Source organism: Microbacterium sp. JC 701, from assembly GCF_021026215.1.
Taxonomy (GTDB): Bacteria; Actinomycetota; Actinomycetes; order Actinomycetales; family Microbacteriaceae; genus Microbacterium; species Microbacterium algihabitans.
The window spans coordinates 93,298-118,241 of record NZ_JAJNCV010000002.1; the positions used below are offsets into that span (position 1 = coordinate 93,298).

The window sequence follows — 24,944 nt, forward strand, 5'->3', positions numbered from 1 at the left end:
CGCACCTCCGTCATATCGAGTCTATGGCGGGCCGCCGACCCCGGCTCGCGCGGCGAGGGGTCGGTGTGGTTCCCCGGTCGTGGCATCCGGATTATCGCTCGTCGAGCGCGGCACCCCCGAGCCGCAGACCCGGACCCGCGCGGGGAGGGGCCGGTGGGTGCCCCGGTCGTGGCATCCGGATCACCGCTCGTCGAGCGCGGCACCCCCGAGCCGCGCGCTCGCCCACGGATACTGGGGCCATGACCCCCCTGTCGCCTCCGGCCATGCTCGATGTCACCTGTCTCCGCCGCGTGCGGCCGTGGGGAGCGGATGCCGTCGACATCGACATCGCCGACGGTCGCATGACCGCCATCCGGCCCGCGGCCATCGATCCGATCGGTGTGCGCGAGTTCGACGGGCGGGGGCTCCTCGCCCTCCCGGGCATCGTGAACGCGCACGCGCACCTCGACAAGTCGTGGTGGGGCCTGCCGTGGCAGTCGTACGGGGGAGAGGGCAGCACCGACGGGCGCATCCGCCACGAGCGCGCTCAGCGCGATGCCCTCGGCATCCCGTCGATCGAACGCTCGGCCGTCGTGCTGCGCGAACTCGTGCGTCACGGCACCACGGCGATCCGCTCGCACGTCGACGTCGACCTCGGCGTGGGCCTGCGCGGCATCGAGGCGGTCGAACAGGCGGTCGCGCGATACGAGGGCGCCCTCGACGTGCAGATCGTCGCGTTCCCCCAAGACGGGATTTTGCGCCGCCCGGGTGTGCTCGACCTGCTGCGAGAGGCCGCGGGGCGAGACGGCGTCAACTGGGTGGGCGGGCTCGACCCCGCCACGATCGACCGCGACCCCGTGGGCCAGATCGACGCCCTCGTCGCGCTCGCCGCCGACACGGGCGTCGGCATCGACATCCACCTGCACGACCCCGCCGAGCTCGGGGCGTTCCAGATCGAGCTCCTCATCGAACGCACTCAGCGGCACGGACTCGGCGGACGCGTGAACATCGCGCACGGATTCGCCGTCGCCGACCTCGCGCCCGCCCGCCGTCGCGACCTCCTCGCGGCGATGGGCGAGGCGGGAGTCAGCATGACCACCGTCGCGCCCTTGCGCAACACGCAGCTGCCCCTCGCCGAACTCGACGCGGCCGGAGTCGCGCTGGGGCTCGGCACCGACGGCATCCGCGATCTGTGGAGCCCCTACGGCACCGGAGACACGCTCGGCATCGCCTGGCAGTACGCCCGCGCCGGGGGACTCGTGCGCGACGACGACCTGCTGCGCGTGGTGAAGCTGGCCACGAGCGCGGGAGCGTGGGCGGTCGGCCGCGACGTGCACGACCTCGTCGAGGGCGCTCGCGCCGACATCGTGCTGGTGGATGCCGAGAACCCCATGGACGCTCTCGTGCGCCAACCCGAGCGGGCCCTGGTGATCGCGGGAGGCCGCGCACTGCACGTCGCGTGACGCGCGGCGCGTCCCCCCCCCCGGGGGGTTGAGGGTCCACGGCACGCCGTATGCAACGGACGGGGGCGGGGTGTTGTGGACACTCAACGCGCGGGCGGGGCGTGCGGGGCGTGCTGGGAGGATGGGGGAATGCCCGTGATCCCGCTCGACTCCGCCGACGACCCGCGCCTCGCCGACTATCGCGACCTCACCGACGTCTCGCTGCGCCGGGTGAGCGAGCCCGCGGGTGGGCTGTACATCGCCGAGTCCGCCAAGGTGCTCGACCGCGCGCTGCGTGCCGGGCACCGCCCGCGATCGGTGCTCGTGCAGGAGAAGTTCCTCGCCGACGCGCTCGCCCTGGTCGGCGACGACGCCGAGGTCTACGTGGTCGCGGCCGAGATCGCCGAGCAGGTGACCGGGTACACCGTGCACCGCGGGCTCCTCGCCTCGATGCATCGCCCCGCCCTGGCATCCGTCGCAGAGATCGTGCGCGACGCGCGGCTCGTCGTCGTGCTCGAAGACATCGTCGACCACACCAACATCGGTGCGGCGTTCCGCTCCGCAGCCGCCCTCGGCGCCGACGCGGTGCTCGTCACGCCGCGCTGCGCCGACCCGCTCTACCGGCGGAGCGTCCGCGTGAGCATGGGCACCGTCTTCCAGGTGCCGTGGACGCGCCTGCCCGAATGGTCGGATGCCGCGCCCCTTCTGCACGACGCCGGATTCCACCTCGCGGCCCTCGCCCTGTCGGACGACGCCGTCACCCTCGACGCCTTCTCGGCCGCCGGGCACGAACGCGTCGCCCTGCTGATGGGATCCGAGGGAGACGGACTCAGCCGTCACGCGCTCGCCGCGGCCGACACCGTCGTGACGATCCCGATGGCCGGGGGAGTGGACTCGCTCAACGTCGCAGCTGCCAGCGCGGTGGCGCTGTGGGAGCTCGGGCGGGGGCGGCGGGTTTGAGACGGAGACCCGCCTAGAGCGGCTCAGCCGGTCGGGTCGTCGAACCCGCCGTCGCGCATCCGGCGCTCCGACGCCGCGGCTGCGCTGACGCGCTGATCGGGGTCGGCCTCGAGCGTGGCGAGTAGTTCGTCGGGCAGGTCGCTCTCACCCACGAGGAACCACCGCTCGACGATGCTCCCCTCGGATGCCACGCGGAGGTCGCGCACATCGTCTCGCGGCAGCCCCTCGGGCGGGGAGTCGGCACGCTCGATCGCGAGGTGCAGGTGCGCGGGCACCTCACCCGCAACCGCGGGCGCGGTGAACAGCTCGACGACGACGCCCTGCCCGTGCCAGAGAAGCCAGTCGATCTGGTCGTCGTCCCACCGCGGGTCGTCGGTGGTCCAGCCCGACCAGTCGGGGCCCTCGGTCTCGAAGGCCCACCGCTGCGGCTCGGCGTTCAGCGTCGCGGCGATCGCGAGGGCGTCTCGACGCACATCGAGCAGGTCGCCGTCGCGGAACACCGACAGGTTCGGCGGCCAGGCCGACGACACGACGTCCCATCCGTCGGCGCTGAAGCGACCGCTTTCGACCTCGGGAGCCCAGCCGGCGTCGGCGAGAGCCTCGGCGAGCGCGTCGGCGTCGCGCAGCAGCGTGTCGGCATCAGCCGCCTGCAGGAGAGCGCCCACCGCGTCGGGAAGAGTGCGCACGGGGGTCAGACCTGCGTCTCGCGGGGGCCCGCGGCATCCGGACCCGGGGCGAGAGTCACGATCGGGAGCGGCTCGGGTCGCTTGGCCCGGATGTGATCGCCCGACGACTGGTGACGCAGGCGCCGCAGCACCCACGGCACGAGGTATTCGCGCGCCCACACGAAGTCTTTCTCGCGGGCGGCGCGCCAGGTGGTGATGGCCATGGTCTCGGCCTTCATCGGCTCGAGGTCGTTCGGCACGTTGAGCGCCCGCAACACCATGCGGGCGACCTCGTGGTGACCGAGGGAGTTGTAGTGCAGGCGGTCGTCGTCGAAGAAGCGCATGTCCTGCACCTCTTTCAGACCCCATTGGTCGGCGACGACGCAGTCGTAACGGTCGGCGATCGAGCGGATGTTCTCGTTGTAGATCGCGACCTTGCCCCGGATGCCGCGGAACACCGGCGTGAACTCGGTGTCGATCGCGGTGAACACGACGACGGTCGCCCCGCTGGTGCTGAGGCGCGCGATGGCGTCTTCGAACTGCCGTGATACCGCGTCGGGATCGCTGCCCGGCCGGATGACGTCGTTTCCGCCCGCCGAGATGGTGATGAGGTCGGGCTTGAGCGCGAGTGCGGGCTCGATCTGGTCGGCCACGATCTGCGCGATGAGCTTCCCGCGCACGGCGAGGTTGGCGTAGGCGAAGTCGTCGACCTGCGCGCCGAGCACCTCGGCGACGCGATCAGCCCAGCCGCGATGGCCGCCGTCGGGCAGCGGATCGCCGATGCCCTCGGTGAACGAGTCGCCCAGGGCGACGAAGCGGCGCCACGGGTGGGGGCCGGGATTGTCGGGCGTGGGCGAGGTGCGGGGCGAGTGCGGATCGAGTGTCATCGAAACCTCCGCCTTCCACGGTACCCCCGGCCTCCGACACTGCGAGCGAGCGGTGCGTGCCCCGGGCGCCCCGTCGGCCCGCCCCGGCGCCGCCCGCCGCCCGCGCCGACGTCCACAACGCAGGAGTTTCCGACGCGCCCGACCCGGCCATGCAGAGAAACTGGCCACGACACGGGGCGGATGCCTCAACTCCTGCGTTCTGCCCGCCCGGCGACCTCCGACCGACGCACAGGCGGCGGGCCGCCATCCGCGCCCCGCGACGGGGAGCGCGGGAGTGACCTATCGTGGATGTTCGCGCTCGCGAGGGATGGAGGTTCGATGCTGGAAGAAGAAGCCCGCACCTCGGCCCTCCCGCACACGAGCCCCGCCGCCGAAACGGCGACTCCCCGCATCGCCTCTCCCGGCCCGGTCGCGAGTCCCGGTCCGGTCGCGAGTCCCGGTCCGGTCGCAAGTCCTGGCCCCGTCGCAACCCCCGGCCCGATCGCCAGCCCCGGCCCGGTCGCAACCCCCGCCCCGGGCACCCTCGGCGCCCCCGCGCCTCCTAGGACGATTCCGGATGCCGCGCCCCCGGCATCCGCCGCCGATGCCCCCACATCCCCCGACGCCCCCGTCGACCCGGCGCACGCCACCGCACCCGTCGCCGACGCCCCCGCGCCCGGGGCGATCGCCGACCCGCAGATCGATGGATCGCTCGACGGCACCGAGCCGCATTTCGGTTCGTTCGCCGCCGAGCACCTGTCTCCGTCGTTCCCGCAGCGCGCCCCGTGGGGAACCGCGCAGCGCTTGCGCGCATGGCAGGCCGAAGCGCTGGATCAATACTTCGGCTCCGACGGGCCCGACGGCGTCGGCAAGGGTCCCCGCGACTTCCTCGCGGCGGCCACCCCCGGCGCCGGTAAGACGACATTCGCCCTCCGCCTCGCCTCCGAGCTCATGCGTCGTCGCGTGATCGACCGCATCGTCGTCGTCGCTCCCACCGAACACTTGAAGACCCAGTGGGCGGAAGCGGCGGCACGCGTCGGCATCCGTCTCGATCCCTTCTTCTCCAATCGGCACGCCACACCCTCGCGGCAGTACCACGGCGTCGCGGTGACCTACGCGCAGGTCGCGGTGAAGGCCGAGGTGCACCAGCGCCTGACGATGGATGCCCGGACTCTCGTGATCCTCGACGAGGTGCACCACGGCGGTGACGCCCTCAGCTGGGGAGACGCCCTCCGCGAGGCCTACAACCGCGCCACGCGCCGCCTGCTGCTGTCGGGAACCCCGTTCCGCAGCGACACCGCGCCGATCCCGTTCGTGGAGTACCACCCGAACTCGAAGGGCATCCGCCTCTCGCGCACCGACTACGCCTACGGCTACCGCCGCGCCCTCGACGACGGCGTCGTGCGCCCCGTCTTCTTCCTCGTCTACGCCGGTCAGATGCGCTGGCGCACCAAGGCGGGCGAGGAGATGGAGGCCCAGCTCGGGCAAGACAACACCAAGGACATCACCTCGCAGGCCTGGCGCACCGCGCTCGACCCGAACGGCGACTGGATCCCCGCGGTGCTCCGCTCCGCCGATCGCCGCCTCACCGAGGTGCGCGAGACGGTTCCGGATGCCGGTGGCCTGGTCATCGCGACGGATCAGACCGCCGCGCGCGCCTACGCCGCCATCCTCGAAGACATCAGCGGCGAGAAGGTCACCGTCGTGCTCTCCGACGAGGCGGAGGCCTCGGGACGCATCGAGACGTTCTCGAAGGGGACGACGCGCTGGATGGTCGCCGTGCGCATGGTGTCGGAGGGCGTCGACGTGCCGCGCCTCGCCGTCGGCGTATACGCTACGAGCGCCTCGACCCCGCTGTTCTTCGCGCAGGCGATCGGCCGCTTCGTGCGCGCGCGTCGTCGCGGTGAGACCGCGAGCGTCTTTCTGCCGAACGTCCCGCAACTGCTCGCCCTCGCCGGCGAGATGGAGGCGCAGCGCGACCACGCCCTCGACCGCGACAGCGACGCGGAAGACCAGTGGAACGCCGAAGAAGACATGATGGATGCCGCCGAGCGCGAGGACAAAGCCTCCGACGCGCTCGAGCAGGAATTCGAGTACCAGGCGCTCGGCTCGCTCGCGCACTTCGATCGCGTGCTGTTCGACGGGCAGGAGTTCGGGCAGCTCGCGGTCCCGGGAACCATCGAGGAGGAGGAGTTCCTCGGCATCCCGGGCCTTCTCGAGCCCGAGCAGGTGCACGAGGTGCTCATGTCGCGCGCGACGCGGCAGTCGCGCCACCGTTCGACCCGCGAGGCGACCGAGAAGGAGAGCGGTGTCGAGCCGGCCTCGGTCGACGACGGCGGGCTCCCCGCCCCTCTCCACCGCACGCTCAAGGAGCAGCGTCAGCTGCTCAACACCATGGTCGGGCTGTACGCCCGCCAGACCGGCGAGCCGCACGGCCTCGTGCACGCAGAGCTCCGCCGCATCTGCGGAGGCCCCGCCGTCTCGCACGCCACCGTCGCGCAGCTGCAGGCGCGCATCGACGTGCTGCGCCGGCGCGTGCACTCCTGATCCGGGCGGGTTGCGGTCTCGTCCGGGCTGCGGGTCGGCGTGGGTCACCCGCGCGCTCCGCGTCGCGAAACTGCATCTCGCTGACATTCCGGTGACAGGCTGCAACCGACTCGTCAGCGAACTGCAGTTTCAAGGCCACAGAGGGCCCGACGCCGTTGCCCGAGCGATGCGCCTCGCCGCCGGCCGCGTCACCCGACCTCGGCCCCGCGACCCCGCTTTTCGCGACCCCGAAATGCTGGCATGGGCCCCCCGGCATCCGCGTCTTTCCGGGCTTCGGGGAGCCGAAATGCTGTCAGTATCGACCGACGCGCCCGGGGGCCCGGATCGCCCTCATTACGGTGGGGGACGACCTGAAGGAGCCCCGTGACGAACCTCGCCACACCCACCGCCCGCGATCGCCGCCGCTGGGCGCGCTATCTCGTCGACGAACGCGCCGAAGCGCGCGTGTACCGCGAGCTCGCGTCGCGCCGCACCGGCGAGGAGCGCGACATCCTGCTCGAGCTCGCCGAAGCCGAAGGCCGACACGAGCAGCACTGGATCGACCTCCTCGGCGAGACGCCGAAGCGCCTGCCGTCGCCCGGCATCGGAACACGCCTGCTCTCCTGGATGGCCCGCCGGTTCGGCTCGATCTTCGTGCTCGCCCTCGCGCAGAACGCCGAAGCGCGCTCGCCCTATGCCGACGAGCCCTACGCCACGGCCGCGATGGCCGCCGACGAGCGCGTGCACCACGAGGTCGTCCGCGGACTCGCCGCGCGCGGCCGCCGCCGACTGTCGGGAACCTTCCGCGCCGCCGTGTTCGGCGCCAACGACGGACTCGTCTCGAACCTCGCCCTCGTGATGGGTGTCGGGGCGACCGGCGTCGCGCCGAGCTTCGTGCTCTTCAGCGGAATCGCCGGTCTGCTCGCCGGCGCCCTGTCGATGGGCGCGGGGGAGTTCGTCTCGGTGCGCTCGCAGCGCGAACTGCTCGAGGCCACCGAAGAGAGCGACTTCGCCGACTCGGCCCTGCCCCACCTCGACCTCGACGCCAACGAGCTCGCCCTGGTCTACCGCACGCGCGGAATGGATCCGGATGCCGCGTTCGACAAGGCCCGCGAGGTCGTCACCGCCGCGCAGGCGGGCTCCGCACCGGTCGCCGCCGCCCCGGGCGAGAACTCGCACGACGTGGTCGGCAGCGCCTGGGGAGCGGCCCTGTCGAGCTTCCTGTTCTTCGCCTCGGGCGCGATCATCCCGGTGCTGCCGTGGATCTTCGGCATGGCCGGCTTCCCGGCCGTCGCCCTCGCGCTGGGGCTCGTCGGCATCGCGCTGCTCGGCACGGGCGCCATGGTCGGCCTGCTCTCGGGTGCGTCGCCGCTGAAGCGGGGTCTGCGCCAGCTCGCGATCGGCTTCGGCGCCGCCGCCGTCACCTACGTGCTGGGCCTGCTGTTCGGGGTGTCCGCGGCCTGACGCCGGGCGTGGCGCTGCCTCGGGCAGCGCCACCCGCGCTCAGGCTCGGCTCGCTGCGGTCACCCGCGCGGCCTCGCGCACCGCCGAGACGTTCTTGCGCCCGGCACGCGACCCGGCCAGCTTCGCGGCGATGTGCTCGCTCACCGTGACCGGCTCGTACTGCGCGGGAGTCTCGGTGGTGACGAAGTGCGGAAGGGGGCCCACCACGGCATCCGCGTTGCCGTCGTGGAAGAACGCCGCCGAACGCCGCCGCTCGATCGTGCCGTCGATCACCGGCGGCTTCACCCGGTGCAGGGTCGAGAGCCACTTGTCGTTGGTGAGTCGCGCGGCGACGTCGCCGAGGTTGACCAGCAGCGCGCCGTCGGCGGGCGCGACGTCGTTCCACGAACCGTCGAGCCCGAGCACCTGCAGGCCCGCCACCTGATCGGCCCACAGCACCGTGACGAGTCCGAAGTCGGTGTGCTCGCCCATGCCCGTCAACTCGGCGCCGAGCTCGATCGACCCCGGCGGCAGGGCGTAGTTGTTCATCCGCAGCACGTCGATGGAGTGGTCGGTGAGCCCGTCGAAGAAGTCGTCGCGCACGCGCAACGCCGCCGCGAAGATGCGGGTGAGCGTGTGGGCGACCCGTCGCGCCTCGTCGTAGTACGTGCGAACGGCCGGCTCGAACAGCGCCGTCTCGGCGGGCCACGTGTTCGTCGCGTAATCGTCGGGCGACACCGACGCCCCCGGATACTCCTGCCACGACGTGCCGACGTTGAACGCCTCGAAGAAGTCGTTCATGCGCGTCACCGGATCCACCCCGAGGCTGTAGCTGAGCGACTCGCTCTTGGGCGGGCTGTACCCGCGGTTCTCGCCCGCCGGTCGCACGTACGCCTTCTTCGCCTCGAGCGGGAGGCCGAAGAACTCGTCCAGTGCGTCCTCGAGGTCGTGCATCACGGCATCCGGAACCCCGTGCCCCACGATCTGCATGAATCCCACGGTGCGGCACGCGTGGTCGACCGCCGCGACCACCGCCGCGCGGGCATGGTCAGGACCGGGACCCACCCACGCCGAGATGTCGATCGTGGGCACGTGGAAAGAAGCCATGGCCCGACGCTAAGCGCGCGATGTCACATCTGTGTTTCCGCAGCGTCACGGGATCGGGGACGGGGGTTCCGGATGCCGTGGGGGTGGGAGAGCGGATGGCGCCGCTGGCCACCGGGCAGGGTAGTCGCCGACGCCCGCCATGGCTACGGGCTCGGCGACGGAGCGTTTCGGGCGCACTGTCGGCCACCCACCCCCTTGGAGGAAACATGTATTTTCACCTGCAGGAATTCATCAACGACATCGCTCAGGACGAGCCGGATCCGGCCGCCGCGAACGCGCTCCAAGAAGGGCTCGGCGGGCAGTTCGGCGAGATGCGCACCATGATGCAGTACCTCTTCCAAAGCATGAACTTCCGCGGTCCGTCGGGAAAGGCCTACAAGGACCTCATCCAGGGGATCGGTACGGAGGAGATCAGCCACGTCGAGTTGATCGGCACCACGATCTCTCGCCTTCTCGACGGTTCGCCCGGCTACCACGGCACGCCCGCCGACCCCGTCGACCAGCCCGGGGCGGGCGGAGCCACCCCGCTGAGCATCGCCGTGGACCACGGGAACATCCACCACTACCTGGTCGGAGCGCAGGGCGCGCTTCCGGTCGACTCCGTCGGCAACCCCTGGTCGGGGAGCTACGTGTACAACTCGGGCAATCTCGTCCTCGACCTGCTGTACAACCTGATGCTCGAATCGACCGGCCGTCTGCAGAAGTGCCGCCTCTACGAGATGACCGACAACAAGATGGCGCGCGGCACGATCTCGTACCTGATCGTCCGCGATCAGGCTCACGAGAACGCCTACGCCAAGGCGCTCGAGACGCTCGGGGTGAATTGGCGCACCTCGCTGCCGATCCCGAAGACCAACGCCGAGCAGTTCCCGGAGGTCAAGCGGCTGGTCGATCTGGGACTCCAGAGCAAGCAGTACTCGTTCGACCTCGGCAACCAGTCCGAAGCCGGCAAGATCTTCCAGGGCGCCTCGCCCTCGAATGACGGGACGCAGCTGGACGCCAGCGAGCAGGCTCCCGCGGGAGCGCCGATGACGATCTCGCCCGAACGCCTCGAGGAGTTCTCGCCCGGAGCCGACGCCGACCTGCGTGAGCTGATCGAGGCCACCGCCGCGATGGAGATGGCCGACATCGACGCGACCTTCGGGCGCATGGCCTGAGCCGAGCGGAGCCTCTCGGGCGCCAGGGGCCCAACCCCGCACGGGTCCAAGCCCTACCCTGTCGCAGAAATGAGAAAGACCCCCCGGGATGAACCCGGGGGGTCTTTCTCGTGTGTGCGCGAGGGGGGACTTGAACCCCCACGCCCGTTAAAGGGCACTAGCACCTCAAGCTAGCGCGTCTACCTATTCCGCCACCCGCGCATCTGGGTGATTTGTCGCTTTCGCAACGAGGAACGACATTACCATGCCCGGGGCCGCGCCTCGAACCGGTGCAGCAGCCCGGGCGCGTCCTGCGCGCCGGCGGAGCGCGTCGCGGGGCGTCGCGCGTCGGGAGAGCGGCCCCGCCGCAGGTACCGTAGTGGCCATGCCCAAGGTCGTCCCCTACCTGCCCGAGGTCGCGCACGTCGCATCCGAGCTCATCCGGTTCGACACCTCCAACTACGGCGGAGGCCGGGCGAACGGCGAACGCGAGGCCGCCGAGTACGTCGGGGCCTACCTCGAGGACCTCGGCCTCGAAACCGAGTACTACGAGCCGATCCAGCGCCGCACCAACGTGTGCGCGCGCATCCCGGGGCGCAACCGCGACAAGCCGGCCCTCGTACTGCACGGGCATCTCGACGTCGTGCCCGCCGTCGCCGAGGACTGGAGCGTCGACCCGTTCGCGGGAGAGATCCGCGACGGCGTGCTGTGGGGCCGCGGCGCGGTCGACATGAAGGACATGGACGCCATGATCCTCACCGCCGTGGCCGAGCTCGTGCGCGCGGGGGAGCAGCCCGAGCGCGACATCATCGTGACCTTCTTCGCCGACGAGGAGAACGGCGGGGTCGAAGGGTCGGCCCTCGTCATCCGCAACCGCCCCGAGTGGTTCGCTGGCGCGACCGAGGCCATCAGCGAGGTCGGGGGCTACTCGATCGCCGTCGGCGGTCGTCGCGCCTACCTGCTGCAGGTCGGCGAGAAGGCCCTCGTCTGGCTCAAGCTCGTCGCCCGCGGTCGCGCCGGCCACGGCAGCGGCCTGCACCCCGACAACGCCGTGACGAAGCTCGCCGAGGCCGTCGCCGCCCTCGGCCGCACCGAGTGGCCCATTCGCCTCACCGACACGACCTCCCAGCTGCTGGCGGGCCTCGCCGACATCACCGGTGATGACGCCGGCGACCCCGATGCCCTCGCCTTGCGCACGGGCGCGGCATCCGCGTTCATCCGCTCGACGCTGCGGACCACCACCAACCCCACGGGACTCACCGCGGGCTACAAGCACAACGTCATCCCCGACCGCGCCGAGGCGCTCATCGACGTGCGCGTGCTGCCGGGGACCGAAGAGGCCGCCCTCACCGACATCCGCCGCATCGTCGGACCCGACGTCGACATCGAGATCGTGCACCAGGACATCGGGCTCGAGGTGCCGTTCTCGGGCGACCTCGTCGACGCCATGGTCGCCCAGCTCGGCCGACACGACCCGGGCGTGCCCGTGCTGCCGTACCTGATGGGAGGCGGCACCGACAACAAGGCGCTGTCGGCCCTCGGCATCGCCGGCTACGGATTCGCGCCGCTGCGACTCCCCGCCGATCTCGACTTCACCGGGATGTTCCACGGTGTCGACGAGCGCGTCCCCGTCGACGCGCTCGAGTTCGGTCGACGAGTTCTCGCCGACCTCCTCCGAACGTACTGAAGGACCGAATGCACATCTTCGAGGTGATCATCCTCGGGCTCGTCCAGGGCCTGACCGAGTTCCTCCCCATCTCCTCCAGTGCGCACCTGCGCATCGTGGGCGAGTTCCTCCCGTCGCAGACCGACCCGGGTGCGACCTTCACCGCCATCACCCAGATCGGCACCGAGCTCGCCGTGCTGATCTACTTCCGCAAGAAGATCGTCCGCGTGATCTCGCGGTGGTTCGGCTCGCTCACCGGCAAGGTGCCGCGCAACGACCCTGACGCCCGCATGGGCTGGCTCGTCATCATCGGCACGATCCCCATCGCCCTTCTGGGTGTACTGCTGCAGAGCCTCATCCGCGACAACTTCCGGAGCCTGTGGATCACGGCCGTCGTGCTCATCGTCTTCGGCATCCTGCTCGGTCTCGCCGACCACTACGGAAAGCGTCGCCGAGACCTCGACGACCTCACCTACCCGCACGGCATCGCCTACGGCTTCGCCCAGGCCCTCGCGCTCGTGCCCGGCGTCTCGCGCTCGGGTGCCACCACGACGCTCGGCCGCGCGCTCGGATACAAGCGCACCGCCGCGGCGGAGTACTCGTTCCTGCTCGCCGTGCCCGCGGTGTTCGCCAGCGGTCTGTTCGAGCTCTACAAGAGCTTCGACGAGGGCACGGGCCCGTACACGCTCGGCGAGACGGCCATTGCGACGATCATCGCGTTCGTCGTGGGCTACGTCGTGATCGCGTTCCTCATGCAGTACCTCAAGCGCGGCAGCTTCCTGCCGTTCGTGATCTACCGCGTCGCCCTCGGCGTGCTGATCATGGTGCTGCTGGTGCTCGGCGTCATCCCCGCGGAGTCGACGATCATCGCCAGTTGATCCCGGATGCGACGACGGCGCCGTCCCGATCGGGGCGGCGCCGTCGTCGTGTGCGGTGGAGGGGTCCCTGAAAGGATCAGCCACCTTGCAACGCGAGGTCCCTGAGCTTGTCGAAGGGCCGGGCAGGGCGGTGGGGTGCGGTGGCTTCGACAGGCTCAGCCACCTTGGTTCGGCTAGGTCCCTGAGCTTGTCGAAGGGCCGGGCAGGGCGGTGGGGTGCGGTGGCTTCGACAGGCTCAGCCACCTTGCAACGCGAGGTCCCTGAGCTTGTCGAAGGGCCGGGACCAGGCGTTCAGCGGCCGGGCGGCGCGGCGGGGTGGGGTGGCTTCGACAGGCTCAGCCACCTTGCAGCGCGAGGTCCCTGAGCTTGTCGAAGGGCCGGGACCCGGCGGTCAGTGGCCGGGCGGCGCGGTGGGGTGCGGTGGCTTCGACAGGCTCAGCCACCTTGCAGCGCGAGGTCCCTGAGCTTGTCGAAGGGCCGGGGCCCGGCGGTCAGTGGCCGGGCGGCGCGGTGGGGTGCGGTGGCCTCGACAGGCTCAGCCACCTTGGTTCGGCTAGGTCCCTGAGCGTGTCGGAGGGCCGGGACCAGGCGTTCAGCGCCAGGCGGCGCGGTGGGGTGCGGTGGCTTCGACAGGCTCAGCCACCTTGCAGCGCGAGGTCCCTGAGCTTGTCGAAGGGCCGGGACCCGGCGGTCAGTGGCCGGGCGGCGCGGTGGGGTGCGGTGGCTTCGACAGGCTCAGCCACCTTGCAGCGCGAGGTCCCTGAGCTTGTCGAAGGGCCGGGACCCGGCGGTCAGCGACGCGGCGGGTCGTCGCGGCCGGGCTTGGTCGGCCCGTCGCCGCCCCGGCGCAGGTACCGCTCGAACTCCTGGGCGATCGCGTCACCCGAGGCCTCGGGGGAGTCCCACGTGTCTCGGGTCTGCTCGAGCTGGTGGATGTACTCCGTCATCTCCTCGTCGTCCGCGGCGGCGGCGTCGATCGAGGCCTCCCACGCGCGCGACTCGACCTCGAGGTCGCCGCGCGGCACGGTGATGCCGGTGACGGCCTCGAGCTTCTCGAGAAGGGCGAGGGTGGCCTTGGGCGACGGGGTGTGACCGGCGACGTAGTGCGGCACGCTCGCCCAAAGGCTGGCGGTGGGAATGCCCACGGTCTCGGAGACGACGCCGATGGCGCTCAGGATGCCGACGGGTCCCTCGTACAGGCTCCGCTCGAGTCCGAGCTCCTGGCGGACCACCTCGTTGTCGCTGCCGGCGAAGACCGAGATGGGCCGGGTGTGCGGCACGTCGGACATCATCGAGCCCAGCGCGACGAAGCCGGTAACGTCTTCGCGCAGCGCGACGTCGATGAACTCGGCGGCGAAGGCCTGCCACGCGCGGGCGGGCTCCACTCCCACGAGCAGCCAGATCTCGGCGTCGTCGGAGCGCTCGACGGGGCGCAGCAGTTTCGCCTCGGGCCAGGTCAGGGTGCGACGCCCCTCGGCGTCGAGTCCGACCTGCGGGCGCGTGTACTGGTAGTCGAAGTAGAGCTCGGGGTCGACCGTGTGCACGACCTCGTACTCGGCATCCGCCCGCAGCATCGCGGCGGCGGCCGACGCGGCTTCTCCGGCGTCGTTCCAGCCGTCGAAAGCGGCGACGATGATCCGGCGACCCAGTGCGTCCACGCAACCTCCTCTGCCCCGTCGGGGCTGACTTCCAGAATAGGCGTACGGGCGAGACCGCGGCCGGAGGGTCCGACCGCTGAAGCGCCGACGGTGGTGGGGAGCGGGTGCGGGCGCGACACCCGCGCTCGATACGATGGAACGATGACTTCTCCCGCCCTCGCCGCGGTCCTATGGGACATGGACGGCACGCTCGTCGACACCGAGCCGTACTGGATGGCCGCGGAGACCCCGCTCGTGGAGCGCTTCGGCGGCACGTGGTCGCACGAACAGGCCCTCGGCATGGTCGGCCTCGCGCTCGAAGACTCGGCCGGGCTCCTGCAGAACGCCGGCGTGCCGTGGAGCGTCGACGAGATCATCGCGTACCTGACCGACGAGGTGCTGCGCCAGCTCGCGACCGTCGGCGTGCCGTTCCGCCCGGGCGCGTACGAGCTGCTCGCCGACCTGCGCGCGGCGGGTGTGAAGACCGGTTTGGTGACCATGTCGATGCGCCGCATGGCGCTGACGGTCGCCGACCTGATCGACTTTGCGGCGTTCGACGTCGTGGTCGCCGGCGACGACGTCGAACGTCCCAAGCCCTTCCCCGACCCTTACCTGCAGGCGGCCGCGGCGCTCGGCGTCGACATCGCCGACACCGTCGCGATCGAGGACTCGCCCAACGGGCTGCGCTCGGCCATCGCCAGCGGGGCCGTGAGCCTCGGCGTGCCGCACATGGTGTCGCTCGAGGGCGTCGGCGCCGCGCAGCTGTGGCCCAGTCTCTCCGGACGCACCGCCTCCGACCTCCGCGCGCTGCACGCCGCGCACACCCCCATCCACCCCGACGAGACGCGGATCACCCGATGAGCGAGACCCCCCACCTGAGCGGCCCCTTCCGGGTCGGCGACCGGGTGCAGCTGACCGGCCCCAAGGGTCGCATGCACACCATCACCCTGCGCGAGGCGGGCGAGCTGCACACCCACAACGGCGTGCTGAAGCACGAGCTGCTCGTCGGCCAGCCGGACGGCAGCGTCGTCACCAACAGCGCGGGCCACGACTACCTCGCCGTGCGCCCGCTGCTGCGCGACTTCGTGATGTCGATGCCGCGCGGAGCGGCGATCGTCTACCCCAAGGACGCCGCGCAGATCCTCGCGCAGGCCGACATCTTCCCCGGGGCCACGGTCGTCGAGGCCGGCGTCGGCTCCGGCGCCCTCTCGCTGTGGCTGCTGCGCGCGATCGGACCGGCCGGCCGCCTGCTGTCGTTCGAGCGCCGCGAGGAGTTCGCCGAGGTCGCCCGCGCCAACGTCGAGACGTTCCACGGTGAGGCCCCCGCCACGTGGGAGGTCGTCGTGGGCGATCTGGTGCAGAGCCTTCCGGATGCCGTGGAGCCGGCATCCGTCGATCGTGTCGTGCTCGACATGCTCGCCCCGTGGGAGTGCATCGACGCCGTCGCCGACGCGCTCACCCCCGGCGGCGTCGTGCTCTGCTACATCGCCACCGCCACGCAGCTCAGCCGCGTGGCCGAGTACATCCGCGCGACGGGGCTGTTCACCGAACCGGATGCCAGCGAGACGATGGTGCGCGGATGGCACGTCGAAGGGCTCGCGGTGCGCCCTGATCACCGCATGGTCGCGCACACGGGCTTCCTCATCACGGCGCGCCGTCTCGCACCCGGAGCGATCCCGCCCGAGGTCAAGCGCCGCGCGTCGAAGTCGAGCTACGGCGACGACGACGTGGAGCTGTGGACCCCCGGCGCGGTGGGCGATCGCGAGATCACCGACAAGAACCTGCGCAAGCGCGTGCGCGAGGCGCAGAAGTCGGCCGAGGGCGTGCGGCAGTCCGTCGCGGGGGCTGCGTCGGAGGACACAGGTTCGACCGCCTAAACTGTTCCGGTGCGCAGACTCCCCGCTCTCGTTGCCGTGACCGCCCTGGCCGGAATGGGCCTCGTCGGGTGCTCGGCATCCGCCGCCTCGTCGTGCCCGACCCCCACCGACAGCTCGATCGCCGCGGTGGTCGACGCCAGTGGTGACTTCGGCTCCGCGCCCACCGTCTCGGTGCGCTCGCCCTTCGTCCCCTCGCAGGCCGGGACGCAGACCCTCATCGAGGGTGACGGTCAGCGCATCACCGCCGACGACCAGTTGGCGTTCGTCGACGTGACCGTGCTCGACGCGACCACGGGCTCGCAGGTCATCGCGACGCAGTACCCGTCCGACGTGGCCTCGGCGACCCCGATCGTGCGTCTCACGCAGGCGATCCCCTCGCTCACCCCGATGCTGCACTGCGTGGCCGAGGGCTCGCGCGTGGCCGTGGCCCTCCCCGGCGACCAGCTCGGCGCGCAGGGTGCGCAGGCGCTCGGCATCGACGAGGGCGACAGCGCGATCTTCGTCTTCGACGTGCGCAAGGTGTTCCTCCCGGCTGCGAACGGCGCCGACCAGTACAACGCCGACTCGGGCATGCCCTCGGTCGTGCGCGCACCCGACGGCACGCCCGGTGTGGTCATGCCCGCCGGAGACGCGCCCACCCAGGAGCGCTCGCAGACGATCGAGAAGGGCGACGGCGAGACCGTCACCGCCGACTCCTCGGTGATCATCCACCTGCAGGGTGTCGCGTGGGGCGCCAAGACGACGTTCGCGTCGACCTGGAAGAACGGCGCGCCCGGACAGGCGAAGGTCTCGGGCCTGCCGCCGGCGCTCGCGAGCGCCCTCGAGGGGCAGACCGTCGGCTCCCAGGTGCTCGTCGTCGTCCCCGCCGATCAGACCGACCAGGACCAGCAGATCCTCAAGGCGCCGGCCGGTAGCGCGCTGGTCTACGTGGTCGACATCCTCGGCACCGTCGGCTGAGCCCGACGATCCGCCTGCCGCGGCACCGCGGCGGGCCGCGCAACCGCGCCTAGGATGGGCGAGTGTCCGCCACTGCGTCTCGTAGCGCTCCCGAAGAGCGCCTGGTGAACCTCGTGGTCGCGCTCATGGCGACCGAGCAGGGGCTCACCAAGGACACGATCCTGTCGTCGGTCACCGGCTACCGAGAGCAGCTCGAGGCCGGAGCCTCCAAAGACGCGCTCGAGAAGATGTTCGAGCGCGATAAAGAGAACCTCCGCGGACTCGGCGTGCCGATCGAGACGATCGGCAACCGCGCCGACCCCGACGACCTGCGCGAGGCGCGCTACCGCGTGCCCACGGCGGAGTACGCGCTCCCCGACGACATCGTGTTCAGTCCGGCCGAGGTCGCGCTGCTGAACATCGCCGGCGGCGTGTGGGGGAGCGAATCACTCTCGGCCGACGCGCGCAGCGGCCTGCGCAAGATCCGCGCGCTCGGCATCGTCGTCGACGAGCCGATCATCGGCTACGCCCCGCGCATCCGCGTGCGCGACGCCTCGTTCCCGACGCTGCAGCGCGCGATCGAGCAGAACCGCGTCGTGACCTTCACCTACCTGCGCCCGGGCGAGGCGCAGCCGCGCGAGCGGCGCATCCGCCCCCTCGCCTTGGTCGAGTACGAGGCGCGCTGGCACGTGTACGGGTTCGACCTCAACATGGACGCCGATCGCACGTTCCTGCTCTCGCGGATCGTCGGCGACGTGACCGTGCGCCGCGAGAAGTTCGCCCCCGAGCTGCTCGAGGGCGCGGGCGAGCGCGCGGTGGCGGGGCTCCGTGCGGTCGCCGCCCGTCAGCGGGCCCTGCTGGAGGTGCATCCCGGCACCGAGGCCTCGCTGCGTCTCGCGCGTCGGGCCCAGGAGGCGCCGCAGGACGCCCCGCAGGGGATCGTCGTGCCCTACGTCGACCTGCACGTCTTCGCCGACGAACTCGCCTCGTACGGACCCGAGGTGCGCGTGGTCGAGCCCGCCGACCTGCGGGCCGAGGTCATCCGCCGCCTCGAGGCGACCGTCGTGCTGCACGGGGGTTCCGCGTGATCCCCGAACGCCCCGTCGCCGCCCTCGACCGGGCGGCCCTGCTGCTGCAGCTCGTGCCCTACCTGCTCGGCAAGGGCGAAGTTCCCGTGGCCGAGGCCGCGGCCGACTTCGACGTGACCCCCGACGAGATGCGCGCGATGGTCGAGCGGCTCACCGTGATCGGTCTTCCCGGAGAACGCGGCTACTGGCAGCTGCCGCACGACCTGTTCGACATCGACTGGGATCTGCTCGACCGCGACGACGTCATCGCCATCACGAACACCGTCGGCCTCGAACGGTCGCCGCGGCTGACCGCGCGCGAAGCCGCTGCTCTGCTCGCCGGGCTCCAGCTCGCCCGCAGCCTGCCGGGCTTCGGCGACAGCGAGCTCGTCACGGCGCTGCTCGCCAAGCTCGCGCGAGGGGCCGCCACCGCACCGCCGCCGGTGATCGTGGCGCCCGGCCCGGTCGACGGCGTGCGCGACGTGGTCGACCGCGCGCTGCGCGCCCGCGTGGCCGTCACCTTCACCTACCGCGCGCCGGGCGCCGAGCCGACCACCCGCACGGTGGATCCGATCAAGGTGCACATCGCGAACGACCAGTGGTACCTGCAGGGCTGGGACCACCTTCGGAAGGCGGTGCGCACGTTCCACCTCGACCGCGTGAGCGCGCCGAGCGTGACCGACACCCCGGCGATCCACGGAGCCGACCCGGTGCCCGAGCTGTTCGCCCCGAGCGACGACGAGGTGGTCGCGCGTTTCCGCTTCCCCCGCGCGGTCGCGCCGTTGCTGGCCGACTACCTCGAGCGCGCCGAGGTCGACGACGATCACGACGGCACCGCCGTGGCATCCCTCCGCCTCGCCGACGAGCAGAGCCTCAAACGCCTCGCCGCCCGCCGCGGGGGAGAGGTCGAACTGCTCGAACCGGCCGGGGCACGTCGTGCCGCGGCCGCCTGGGCGGCGGCCGGACTGGCGCAGTACCGCTGATCGCGGCCGTTTTCCGCCCGCGCGCCGTGGCTGAAGCCCTCCGCAACCACGCGGGTTAGACTGAAGCTCCGCACGAACGAGTCGAGGAGTCCTCATGTTGCAAGGTCTGACCGGATGGCACCTGCTCGCCGTTCTCGCTGTGATCCTCCTTCTTTTCGGTGCCGCCAAGCTGCCGGCGCTCGCGAAGAGCATGGGCCAGTCGGCCCGCGTGTTCAAGAGCGAGATGAAAGAGATGAAGCGCGACGACGAGGTCGCTGCCGCCCCCGAAGCCCCGCGCGCCACCGACGCCGGCACTGCGCCGTCTGTCGCCCCCGAGCCGCGCAGGTCGACCGACCCCACCGTCTAACCCGTGGTGACGGCAGGTCCGCCGCGCATCGACGTGCCCGAAGGGCCGCGGCGCGACAAGCGCATGTCGATCGGGGCGCACCTGGTCGAGCTGCGCAAGCGGCTCATGATCGCCGCGCTGGCGCTCGTCGTCGGCATGGTGGTGGCTTTCGTCATCACCGACCCGATCATCCACCTCATCACCGAGCCGATCCGCGTGATCGCTGAGAGGCGTGGCGACGACTTCTCGGCGCTGAACTTCACCTCGGTGACCTCGGCGTTCGATCTGCGCATGCGCATCGCCTTCACGATCGGCATCTTCCTCTCGGCGCCGGTCTGGCTCTGGCAGATCTGGGCGTTCATCATGCCCGGGCTCACGCGCAAAGAGATCCGCTACACGGTCGGGTTCGTGGCATCCGCCGTCCCGCTCTTCTTCGTGGGCTGCTGGGTGGGCCTGCTGATCGTCCCGCACGTGATCGAGCTCATGTGGGGCTTCACCCCCGAGGGCGGCGTCAACTTCTACAACGCCGTCGATTACTACGACTTCGTGTTCAAGCTGCTGATCGTGGTGGGCGTCGCGTTCGTGCTGCCGGTGTTCCTCGTCGCCCTCAACGTGGCCGGCGTCATGAGCGGCAAGGCGATCCTCAAGGGCTGGCGCGTGGCCATCCTCATCGCCACCCTGTTCTCGGCCCTCGCCACCCCCGCGGCCGACATCATCAGCATGTTCCTGCTCGCCGGCATCCTCACCGTGCTGTTCTTCGCGGCCGCCGGCGTCTCGATGCTGTTCGACCGGCGCAAGGCCCGCCGACTCGCCGCGGCGGAGATGCCGTCGGGGCCTCTCGCGTGAGTTCGCCGAGTCCGGCCGAGCGTTTCGCGCGCGCCTCCGCCCGTTCCACGCACCCGCACACGGCGGATTTCGCCGAGATGCAGCGCTTCGAGCTCGATGATTTCCAGATCGCCGGATGCCACGCCCTCGAGGATGGCCGGAGCGTGCTGGTGGCCGCTCCCACCGGTGCCGGCAAGACGATCGTCGGCGAATTCGCGATCCACCTCGCGATGCTCGAGCCCGGCGACAAGGCGTTCTACACCACGCCCATCAAGGCGTTGTCGAACCAGAAGTTCCACGAGCTGCAGGAGATCTACGGCGACGACGAGGTCGGCCTGCTCACCGGCGACACCAACATCAACGCCTCGGCGCGCATCGTCGTGATGACCACCGAAGTGCTGCGCAACATGCTCTACGCCGACTCCCCGGCGCTGCGCGGACTGCGGTTCGTCGTGATGGACGAGGTGCACTACCTCGCCGACCGCTTCCGCGGGGCGGTGTGGGAGGAAGTGATCATCCACCTCCCGCCGTCGGTCAAGCTCGTGTCGCTGTCGGCGACCGTGTCGAACGCCGAGGAATTCGGCGACTGGCTCGACACCGTGCGGGGCGACACCGAGGTCATCGTGTCGGAGACCCGGCCGGTGCCGCTCGAGCAGCACGTGCTCGTGCGCGGCGATCTGCTGCCGCTGTTCGACGACCGGGCCGGGGTCGCCACCGCACAGGTCAACCAGGAGCTGCTGCGCATCCGCGGCGGCAACGCCGGCGGGTACGAGAACAACCGGCGCGCGCAGGAGTACCGCTCGCAGCGTCACGCAGGCGGCCCGCGCCACGCGCACCAGCGGCGCGGTGGGCACAAGCCGCTGCGCGCCCAGCAGGGCCCGCGCATCGAGCGCATCGACCGACCCGAGGTCGTCGAGCTGCTGCAGCGCAACCACCTGCTGCCCGCGATCTTCTTCATCTTCAGCCGGGCCGGCTGCGACGCGGCCGTGCAGCAGCTGCGCCGGGCGAATGTGCGGCTGACCTCCGCCGAGGAGCGGGTCGAGATCCGCCAGATCGTCGACGAGCTGACCTTCACCCTCAAAGACGAAGACCTCGCCGTGCTGCACTTCTGGGAGTGGCGGGAGAACCTCGAGCGCGGGGTCGCCGCGCACCACGCGGGTCTTCTGCCGGCGTTCAAAGAGGTCGTCGAAGAGCTGTTCCGCCGCAAGCTCGTCAAGGTCGTCTTCGCGACCGAGACGCTCGCGCTCGGCATCAACATGCCGGCGCGCACCGTCGTTCTCGAGAAGCTCGAGAAGTTCAACGGCGAGGCGCGCGTCGCGATCACGTCGGGGGAGTACACGCAGCTGACCGGTCGCGCCGGTCGCCGCGGCATCGACGTCGAGGGCCACGCCGTCGTGCAGTTCACCGAGGGGCTCGACCCGCAGTCGGTCGCCGCCCTCGCCTCGCGCCGTACGTACCCGCTCAACTCGAGCTTCCGGCCCACGTACAACATGGCCGTGAACCTCATCGACCAGTTCGGTCGGGCGCGGGCCCGCGAGATCCTCGAGTCGTCGTTCGCGCAGTTCCAGGCCGACCGCTCGGTGGTGGGCCTCGCCCGCCAGGTGAAAGAGGCCGAGGAATCGCTCGCCGGCTACGAGAAGGCGATGACGTGCGACCGCGGCGACTTCCGCGAGTACTCCACCATCCGGCGCGAGCTGAGCGATCTCGAGAAGATCAATCGACGGGATGCCACGGCGCCCCGCCGCCTGCGCGATGAGCGGCAGCAGCAGATCCAGTCGCTGCGCAAGCGCATGCAGCGGCACCCGTGCCAGTCGTGCCCCGACCGCGAGGCCCACGCCCGGTGGGCGGAGCGTTACTGGAAGCTGAAGCGCAGCACCGACAAGACCCGTCAGCAGATCGACCAGCGCACCGGCACCGTCGCGCGCGTGTTCGACCGCGTGGTCGAGGTGCTCGCGGCGCTGGAGTACGTGGCGATCGAAGACGACGGTGCCACCGTGCTGACGCGTGCCGGGCGCACGATGCGCCGCATCTACGGAGAGCGCGACCTGCTCGTGGCCGAGTCACTGCGCCAGAGGCTGTGGGAGGGGCTGGACGCCCCGTCGCTCGCTGCCCTCGCCTGCTGCCTCGTGTACGAGCCGCGGCGCGACGAGGCGGGTCCGGGCGAGCGCGGTCTGCCGCGCGGTGCCTTCCGCGGGGCCCTGGACGCCACGCAGACGCTCTGGCAGGAGCTCGACGACCTCGAACGCGACCACCGGCTGCCGGGCTCGGAGTCGCCCGCCTCCGGCCTCGCGCCGGCGATGCACGCGTGGGCGAAGGGCCTCCCGCTCGACAGCGTCCTGACCCTCGCCGACATGGCCGCCGGAGACTTCGTGCGCTGGGCGAAGCAGACGATCGACCTGCTCGATCAGATCTCGCTCGTGGCCGAGCCCAAGCTGGCCGGAACGGCTCGCACCGCGCTCGACGCCGTGCGCCGCGGCATCGTCGCCTACACGTCGGCATGAGCGCCGCATCGACGACCACCGCCGCCGCGGTGGCCCCGACCCGGGCGCCGTTGGTGCGGCTCGCGTTCGCGGCGCCGCTGTCGGTCGTCGCCGGCCTCCTGCTCGTCACCGCCTTCCCCGCCCTGGCATGGTGGCCGATGGCCTTCCCCGCCGTCGTGCTCGCCCTCGTCGTGCTGATCGGGCGCCGCTTCTGGTCGGCCGTGCTGATCGGCTTCCTCTTTGGGGCGGCGTTCTTCTCGGTCAACCTGCTGTTCACGGCGCGCTACCTCGGCCCGATCCCGTGGCTCGCCCTGTCGGTGCTCGAGTCGCTGCTCACGGCGGTGCTCGCGGCGCCGATCGCCCTCGCGTACCGGTGGCTGCCGCGGGTGGTCCCGGGGCGTGTGGGGCGCCTGCTGCTGCTCCCGGCGCTCGTGGCGGGGCTGTGGACCCTGCGCGAGCAGATCGTGGGCTCGTGGCCCTACGGCGGATTCCCCTGGGGGCGCATCGGCGTCTCGCAGGTCAACGGACCGTTCGCCGAGGTCGCGTCGTGGGTGGGCATGTCGGGGCTGTCGTTCCTCGTCGTGCTCGCGTGCGCGATGCTCATCGAGGTCGTGCGGGGCGGGCGCGTGCGTCGCGCGGTGCGCGCGATCCCGGTCGCGGCACTCCTTGCCGTGCTGGTCGTGCTGCCGCAGTTCCCCACGACCGCCGCGGGGTCGCTGCGCGTGGGATCGGTGCAGGGCAACGGCCCGGCGGGCTACTTCGACCAGCGCGCGCGCAACGCCGTGCTGAACGCCCAGCTCGCGGCATCCGCCCCCCTCTTCGGTGAAGACATGGACGTCGTGCTGTGGCCGGAGGGCGGGGTCGACTCCGACCCGACCGCGAACGCGCAGACCTCCGCGGCGCTGTCCGAGCTGTCGCGGCGCCTCGACGCGCCGCTGCTGGTCTCGGCGGTGACCGAGCGCGGATCGGAGTTGTTCAACTCCTCGCTGCTGTGGACCGCCGACGGGCAGACCGGTGAGACCTACGACAAGCGGCATCCGGTGCCCTTCGGCGAGTACGTGCCCGACCGCGCGTTCTGGGAGCCCTTCGCGCCCGACCTCATCGGCCTCATCGGGCGCGAGTACACGCCCGGCACCGCGCGCCCGCTCATCGATCTGAACGGCATCGGCGTGGGCCTCGCGATCTGCTTCGACGTCATCTACGACGACGTCGTGTGGGACGGCGCGAACGAGGGCGCCGAGGTCTACATGTTCCAGACGAACAACGCCGACTTCCGCGGCACCGACGAGAACCTGCAGCAGCTGGCCTTCGCGCAGATGCGCGCGATCGAGACCGGGCGCTCGGTGGTCAATCTCTCGACCGTCGGCACGAGCCAGGTGATCGCCCCCGACGGGGCGACCCTCGACGCCCTGCCCATCGACACCGCCGGGCACATGCTCACCGAGGTGCCGCTGCGCACCGGCCTCACCCCCGCGGCCGTCATCGGTCCCGCCGTGAAGATCGTGATCGGGTGGGGGAGCATCGTCGCGTTGCTCGCGGCGGGTCTCGTGGTCGCGGTGCGCCGCCGTCGCCCGCAGGCCTGAGCAGCGGCTGGCGGCGGGCCTGGTCGCCGCGGTGCGGCGCCGTCGCCCGCGGGCCTGAGCAGCACGCATCCGATAACGACGTCGGGCGTCGTCGCCGCGACGGGCGCGATGCCGCCATCACGCAACGACGAAGACGCCGGCCCCCGAGGGGACCGGCGTCTGAATCTTCGTCGCGCAGCGGGTTACGCGCTGAGCTTCTCGTTGCCTGCGCCACGACGGGCGCGCACGAAGGCGAGGCGCTCTTCGAGCAGCTCCTCGAGCTCGGGCAGCGTACGACGCTCCAGGAGCATGTCCCAGTGCGTGCGGGCGGCCTTGTCGCCCGAGTGGTCGACGGTCGCGATGTTGTCGCCGACACGCAGGAGCGCCTCGGCGCCGCATGTGCGGCATTCCCAGGCGTCGGGAACCTCGGCGTCAGCCGCGAAGGTCAGGACGGTCTCGCGTCCGCAGGTGCTGCAGACATAGGTGTGTTGTGCACGGTCGTGGAACACGACGCCGTCTTCGCTCTGGAGGCTCTGGGCGCCGAGTCGGATGCCGCGGAGACTGCGGTCTGCCATTTTGTGGTC

21 protein-coding genes and 1 tRNA gene are annotated in these 24,944 nt (G+C 71.2%); 16 read left to right on the top strand and 6 right to left on the bottom strand.

Annotated features, from left to right (window positions below; genetic code table 11):
• Positions 1 to 239 precede the first annotated feature (239 nt).
• Together LPW41_RS08390 and LPW41_RS08395 are read left to right on the top strand one after the other, a co-directional pair.
• A complete protein-coding gene (locus LPW41_RS08390; protein WP_230704581.1) occupies positions 240 to 1,442 on the top strand; it encodes an amidohydrolase family protein in 1,203 nt (400 codons plus the stop codon).
• A 129-nt stretch (positions 1,443 to 1,571) separates the two neighbouring features.
• A complete protein-coding gene (locus tag LPW41_RS08395) occupies positions 1,572 to 2,381 on the top strand; it encodes an RNA methyltransferase (protein ID WP_154096703.1) in 810 nt (269 codons plus the stop codon).
• A gap of 23 nt (positions 2,382 to 2,404) precedes the next feature.
• Here LPW41_RS08395 and LPW41_RS08400 read toward each other — a convergent pair whose 3' ends face one another.
• A complete protein-coding gene (locus LPW41_RS08400; protein ID WP_230704582.1) occupies positions 2,405 to 3,067 on the bottom strand; it encodes a hypothetical protein in 663 nt (220 codons plus the stop codon).
• A gap of 5 nt (positions 3,068 to 3,072) precedes the next feature.
• Entirely contained in the window at positions 3,073 to 3,933 is an 861-nt protein-coding gene (locus LPW41_RS08405) for an SGNH/GDSL hydrolase family protein (RefSeq protein WP_230704583.1), read from the bottom strand.
• A gap of 678 nt (positions 3,934 to 4,611) precedes the next feature.
• Between LPW41_RS08405 and LPW41_RS08410 the strand changes: the two genes are divergently transcribed.
• Entirely contained in the window at positions 4,612 to 6,459 is a 1,848-nt protein-coding gene (locus LPW41_RS08410; protein WP_144833764.1) for a DEAD/DEAH box helicase, read from the top strand.
• A gap of 363 nt (positions 6,460 to 6,822) precedes the next feature.
• A complete protein-coding gene (locus tag LPW41_RS08415; protein WP_144833310.1) occupies positions 6,823 to 7,902 on the top strand; it encodes a VIT1/CCC1 family protein in 1,080 nt (359 codons plus the stop codon).
• Positions 7,903 to 7,941: 39 nt separating this feature from the next.
• On the opposite strand, the gene LPW41_RS08420 is transcribed toward LPW41_RS08415, so the two are convergent.
• Positions 7,942 to 8,988, bottom strand: coding sequence for an isopenicillin N synthase family oxygenase (locus tag LPW41_RS08420; RefSeq protein ID WP_230704584.1), 1,047 nt, complete (start codon positions 8,986 to 8,988; stop codon positions 7,942 to 7,944).
• Between the two features lie 206 nt (positions 8,989 to 9,194).
• Here LPW41_RS08420 and LPW41_RS08425 point away from each other — a divergent pair, with 206 nt between their 5' ends.
• Positions 9,195 to 10,145: a manganese catalase family protein gene (locus LPW41_RS08425; protein WP_230704585.1), complete on the top strand. Its 951-nt coding sequence runs from the start codon at positions 9,195 to 9,197 to the stop codon at positions 10,143 to 10,145.
• 115 nt (positions 10,146 to 10,260) lie between these two features.
• Here LPW41_RS08425 and LPW41_RS08430 read toward each other — a convergent pair.
• Positions 10,261 to 10,346, bottom strand: a tRNA-Leu gene (locus LPW41_RS08430).
• A 163-nt stretch (positions 10,347 to 10,509) separates the two neighbouring features.
• Between LPW41_RS08430 and LPW41_RS08435 the strand changes: the two genes are divergently transcribed.
• Positions 10,510 to 11,811, top strand: coding sequence for a M20/M25/M40 family metallo-hydrolase (locus LPW41_RS08435; RefSeq protein ID WP_230704586.1), 1,302 nt, complete (start codon positions 10,510 to 10,512; stop codon positions 11,809 to 11,811).
• 8 nt (positions 11,812 to 11,819) lie between these two features.
• Positions 11,820 to 12,668: an undecaprenyl-diphosphate phosphatase gene (locus LPW41_RS08440; RefSeq protein ID WP_154096698.1), complete on the top strand. Its 849-nt coding sequence runs from the start codon at positions 11,820 to 11,822 to the stop codon at positions 12,666 to 12,668.
• Positions 12,669 to 13,459: 791 nt separating this feature from the next.
• Here LPW41_RS08440 and LPW41_RS08445 read toward each other — a convergent pair.
• The gene (locus LPW41_RS08445; protein ID WP_144833320.1) at positions 13,460 to 14,326 is read right to left on the bottom strand and encodes a PAC2 family protein; all 867 of its coding nucleotides are present in this window, start codon (positions 14,324 to 14,326) and stop codon (positions 13,460 to 13,462) included.
• A gap of 141 nt (positions 14,327 to 14,467) precedes the next feature.
• Between LPW41_RS08445 and LPW41_RS08450 the strand changes: the two genes are divergently transcribed.
• The 9 genes from LPW41_RS08450 to lnt all read left to right on the top strand — a co-directional run bounded on the left by LPW41_RS08450 (position 14,468) and on the right by lnt (position 24,381).
• Positions 14,468 to 15,166, top strand: a complete 699-nt coding sequence (locus LPW41_RS08450; RefSeq protein WP_230704587.1) for an HAD family phosphatase — start codon at positions 14,468 to 14,470, stop codon at positions 15,164 to 15,166.
• Entirely contained in the window at positions 15,163 to 16,182 is a 1,020-nt protein-coding gene (locus tag LPW41_RS08455; RefSeq protein ID WP_144833324.1) for a tRNA (adenine-N1)-methyltransferase, read from the top strand. Before LPW41_RS08450 ends, LPW41_RS08455 begins: the two co-directional genes overlap by 4 nt.
• Positions 16,183 to 16,191: 9 nt before the next feature.
• Entirely contained in the window at positions 16,192 to 17,139 is a 948-nt protein-coding gene (locus LPW41_RS08460) for an FKBP-type peptidyl-prolyl cis-trans isomerase (protein WP_144833326.1), read from the top strand.
• A gap of 62 nt (positions 17,140 to 17,201) precedes the next feature.
• The gene (locus tag LPW41_RS08465; protein WP_230704588.1) at positions 17,202 to 18,206 is read left to right on the top strand and encodes a YafY family protein; all 1,005 of its coding nucleotides are present in this window, start codon (positions 17,202 to 17,204) and stop codon (positions 18,204 to 18,206) included.
• Positions 18,203 to 19,168 (top strand): YafY family protein, encoded by a 966-nt coding sequence (locus LPW41_RS08470; protein WP_186325516.1) that lies wholly within the window; start codon positions 18,203 to 18,205, stop codon positions 19,166 to 19,168. Before LPW41_RS08465 ends, LPW41_RS08470 begins: the two co-directional genes overlap by 4 nt.
• Before the next feature lie 94 nt (positions 19,169 to 19,262).
• Positions 19,263 to 19,514 carry a Sec-independent protein translocase subunit TatA gene (gene tatA / locus LPW41_RS08475; RefSeq protein ID WP_144833330.1) on the top strand — a complete coding sequence of 84 codons (252 nt, stop codon included), beginning with the start codon at positions 19,263 to 19,265 and terminating at the stop codon, positions 19,512 to 19,514.
• Between the two features lie 63 nt (positions 19,515 to 19,577).
• Positions 19,578 to 20,339 (top strand): twin-arginine translocase subunit TatC, encoded by a 762-nt coding sequence (gene tatC / locus LPW41_RS08480; protein ID WP_154096784.1) that lies wholly within the window; start codon positions 19,578 to 19,580, stop codon positions 20,337 to 20,339.
• Entirely contained in the window at positions 20,336 to 22,819 is a 2,484-nt protein-coding gene (locus tag LPW41_RS08485) for an RNA helicase (RefSeq protein WP_144833331.1), read from the top strand. The genes tatC and LPW41_RS08485 overlap by 4 nt, the downstream gene beginning before the upstream one ends.
• A complete protein-coding gene (gene lnt / locus LPW41_RS08490; protein ID WP_230704589.1) occupies positions 22,816 to 24,381 on the top strand; it encodes an apolipoprotein N-acyltransferase in 1,566 nt (521 codons plus the stop codon). The genes LPW41_RS08485 and lnt overlap by 4 nt, the downstream gene beginning before the upstream one ends.
• Before the next feature lie 182 nt (positions 24,382 to 24,563).
• On the opposite strand, the gene LPW41_RS08495 is transcribed toward lnt, so the two are convergent.
• Positions 24,564 to 24,935, bottom strand: a complete 372-nt coding sequence (locus LPW41_RS08495) for an RNA polymerase-binding protein RbpA (protein ID WP_144833335.1) — start codon at positions 24,933 to 24,935, stop codon at positions 24,564 to 24,566.
• Positions 24,936 to 24,944: the final 9 nt, after the last annotated feature.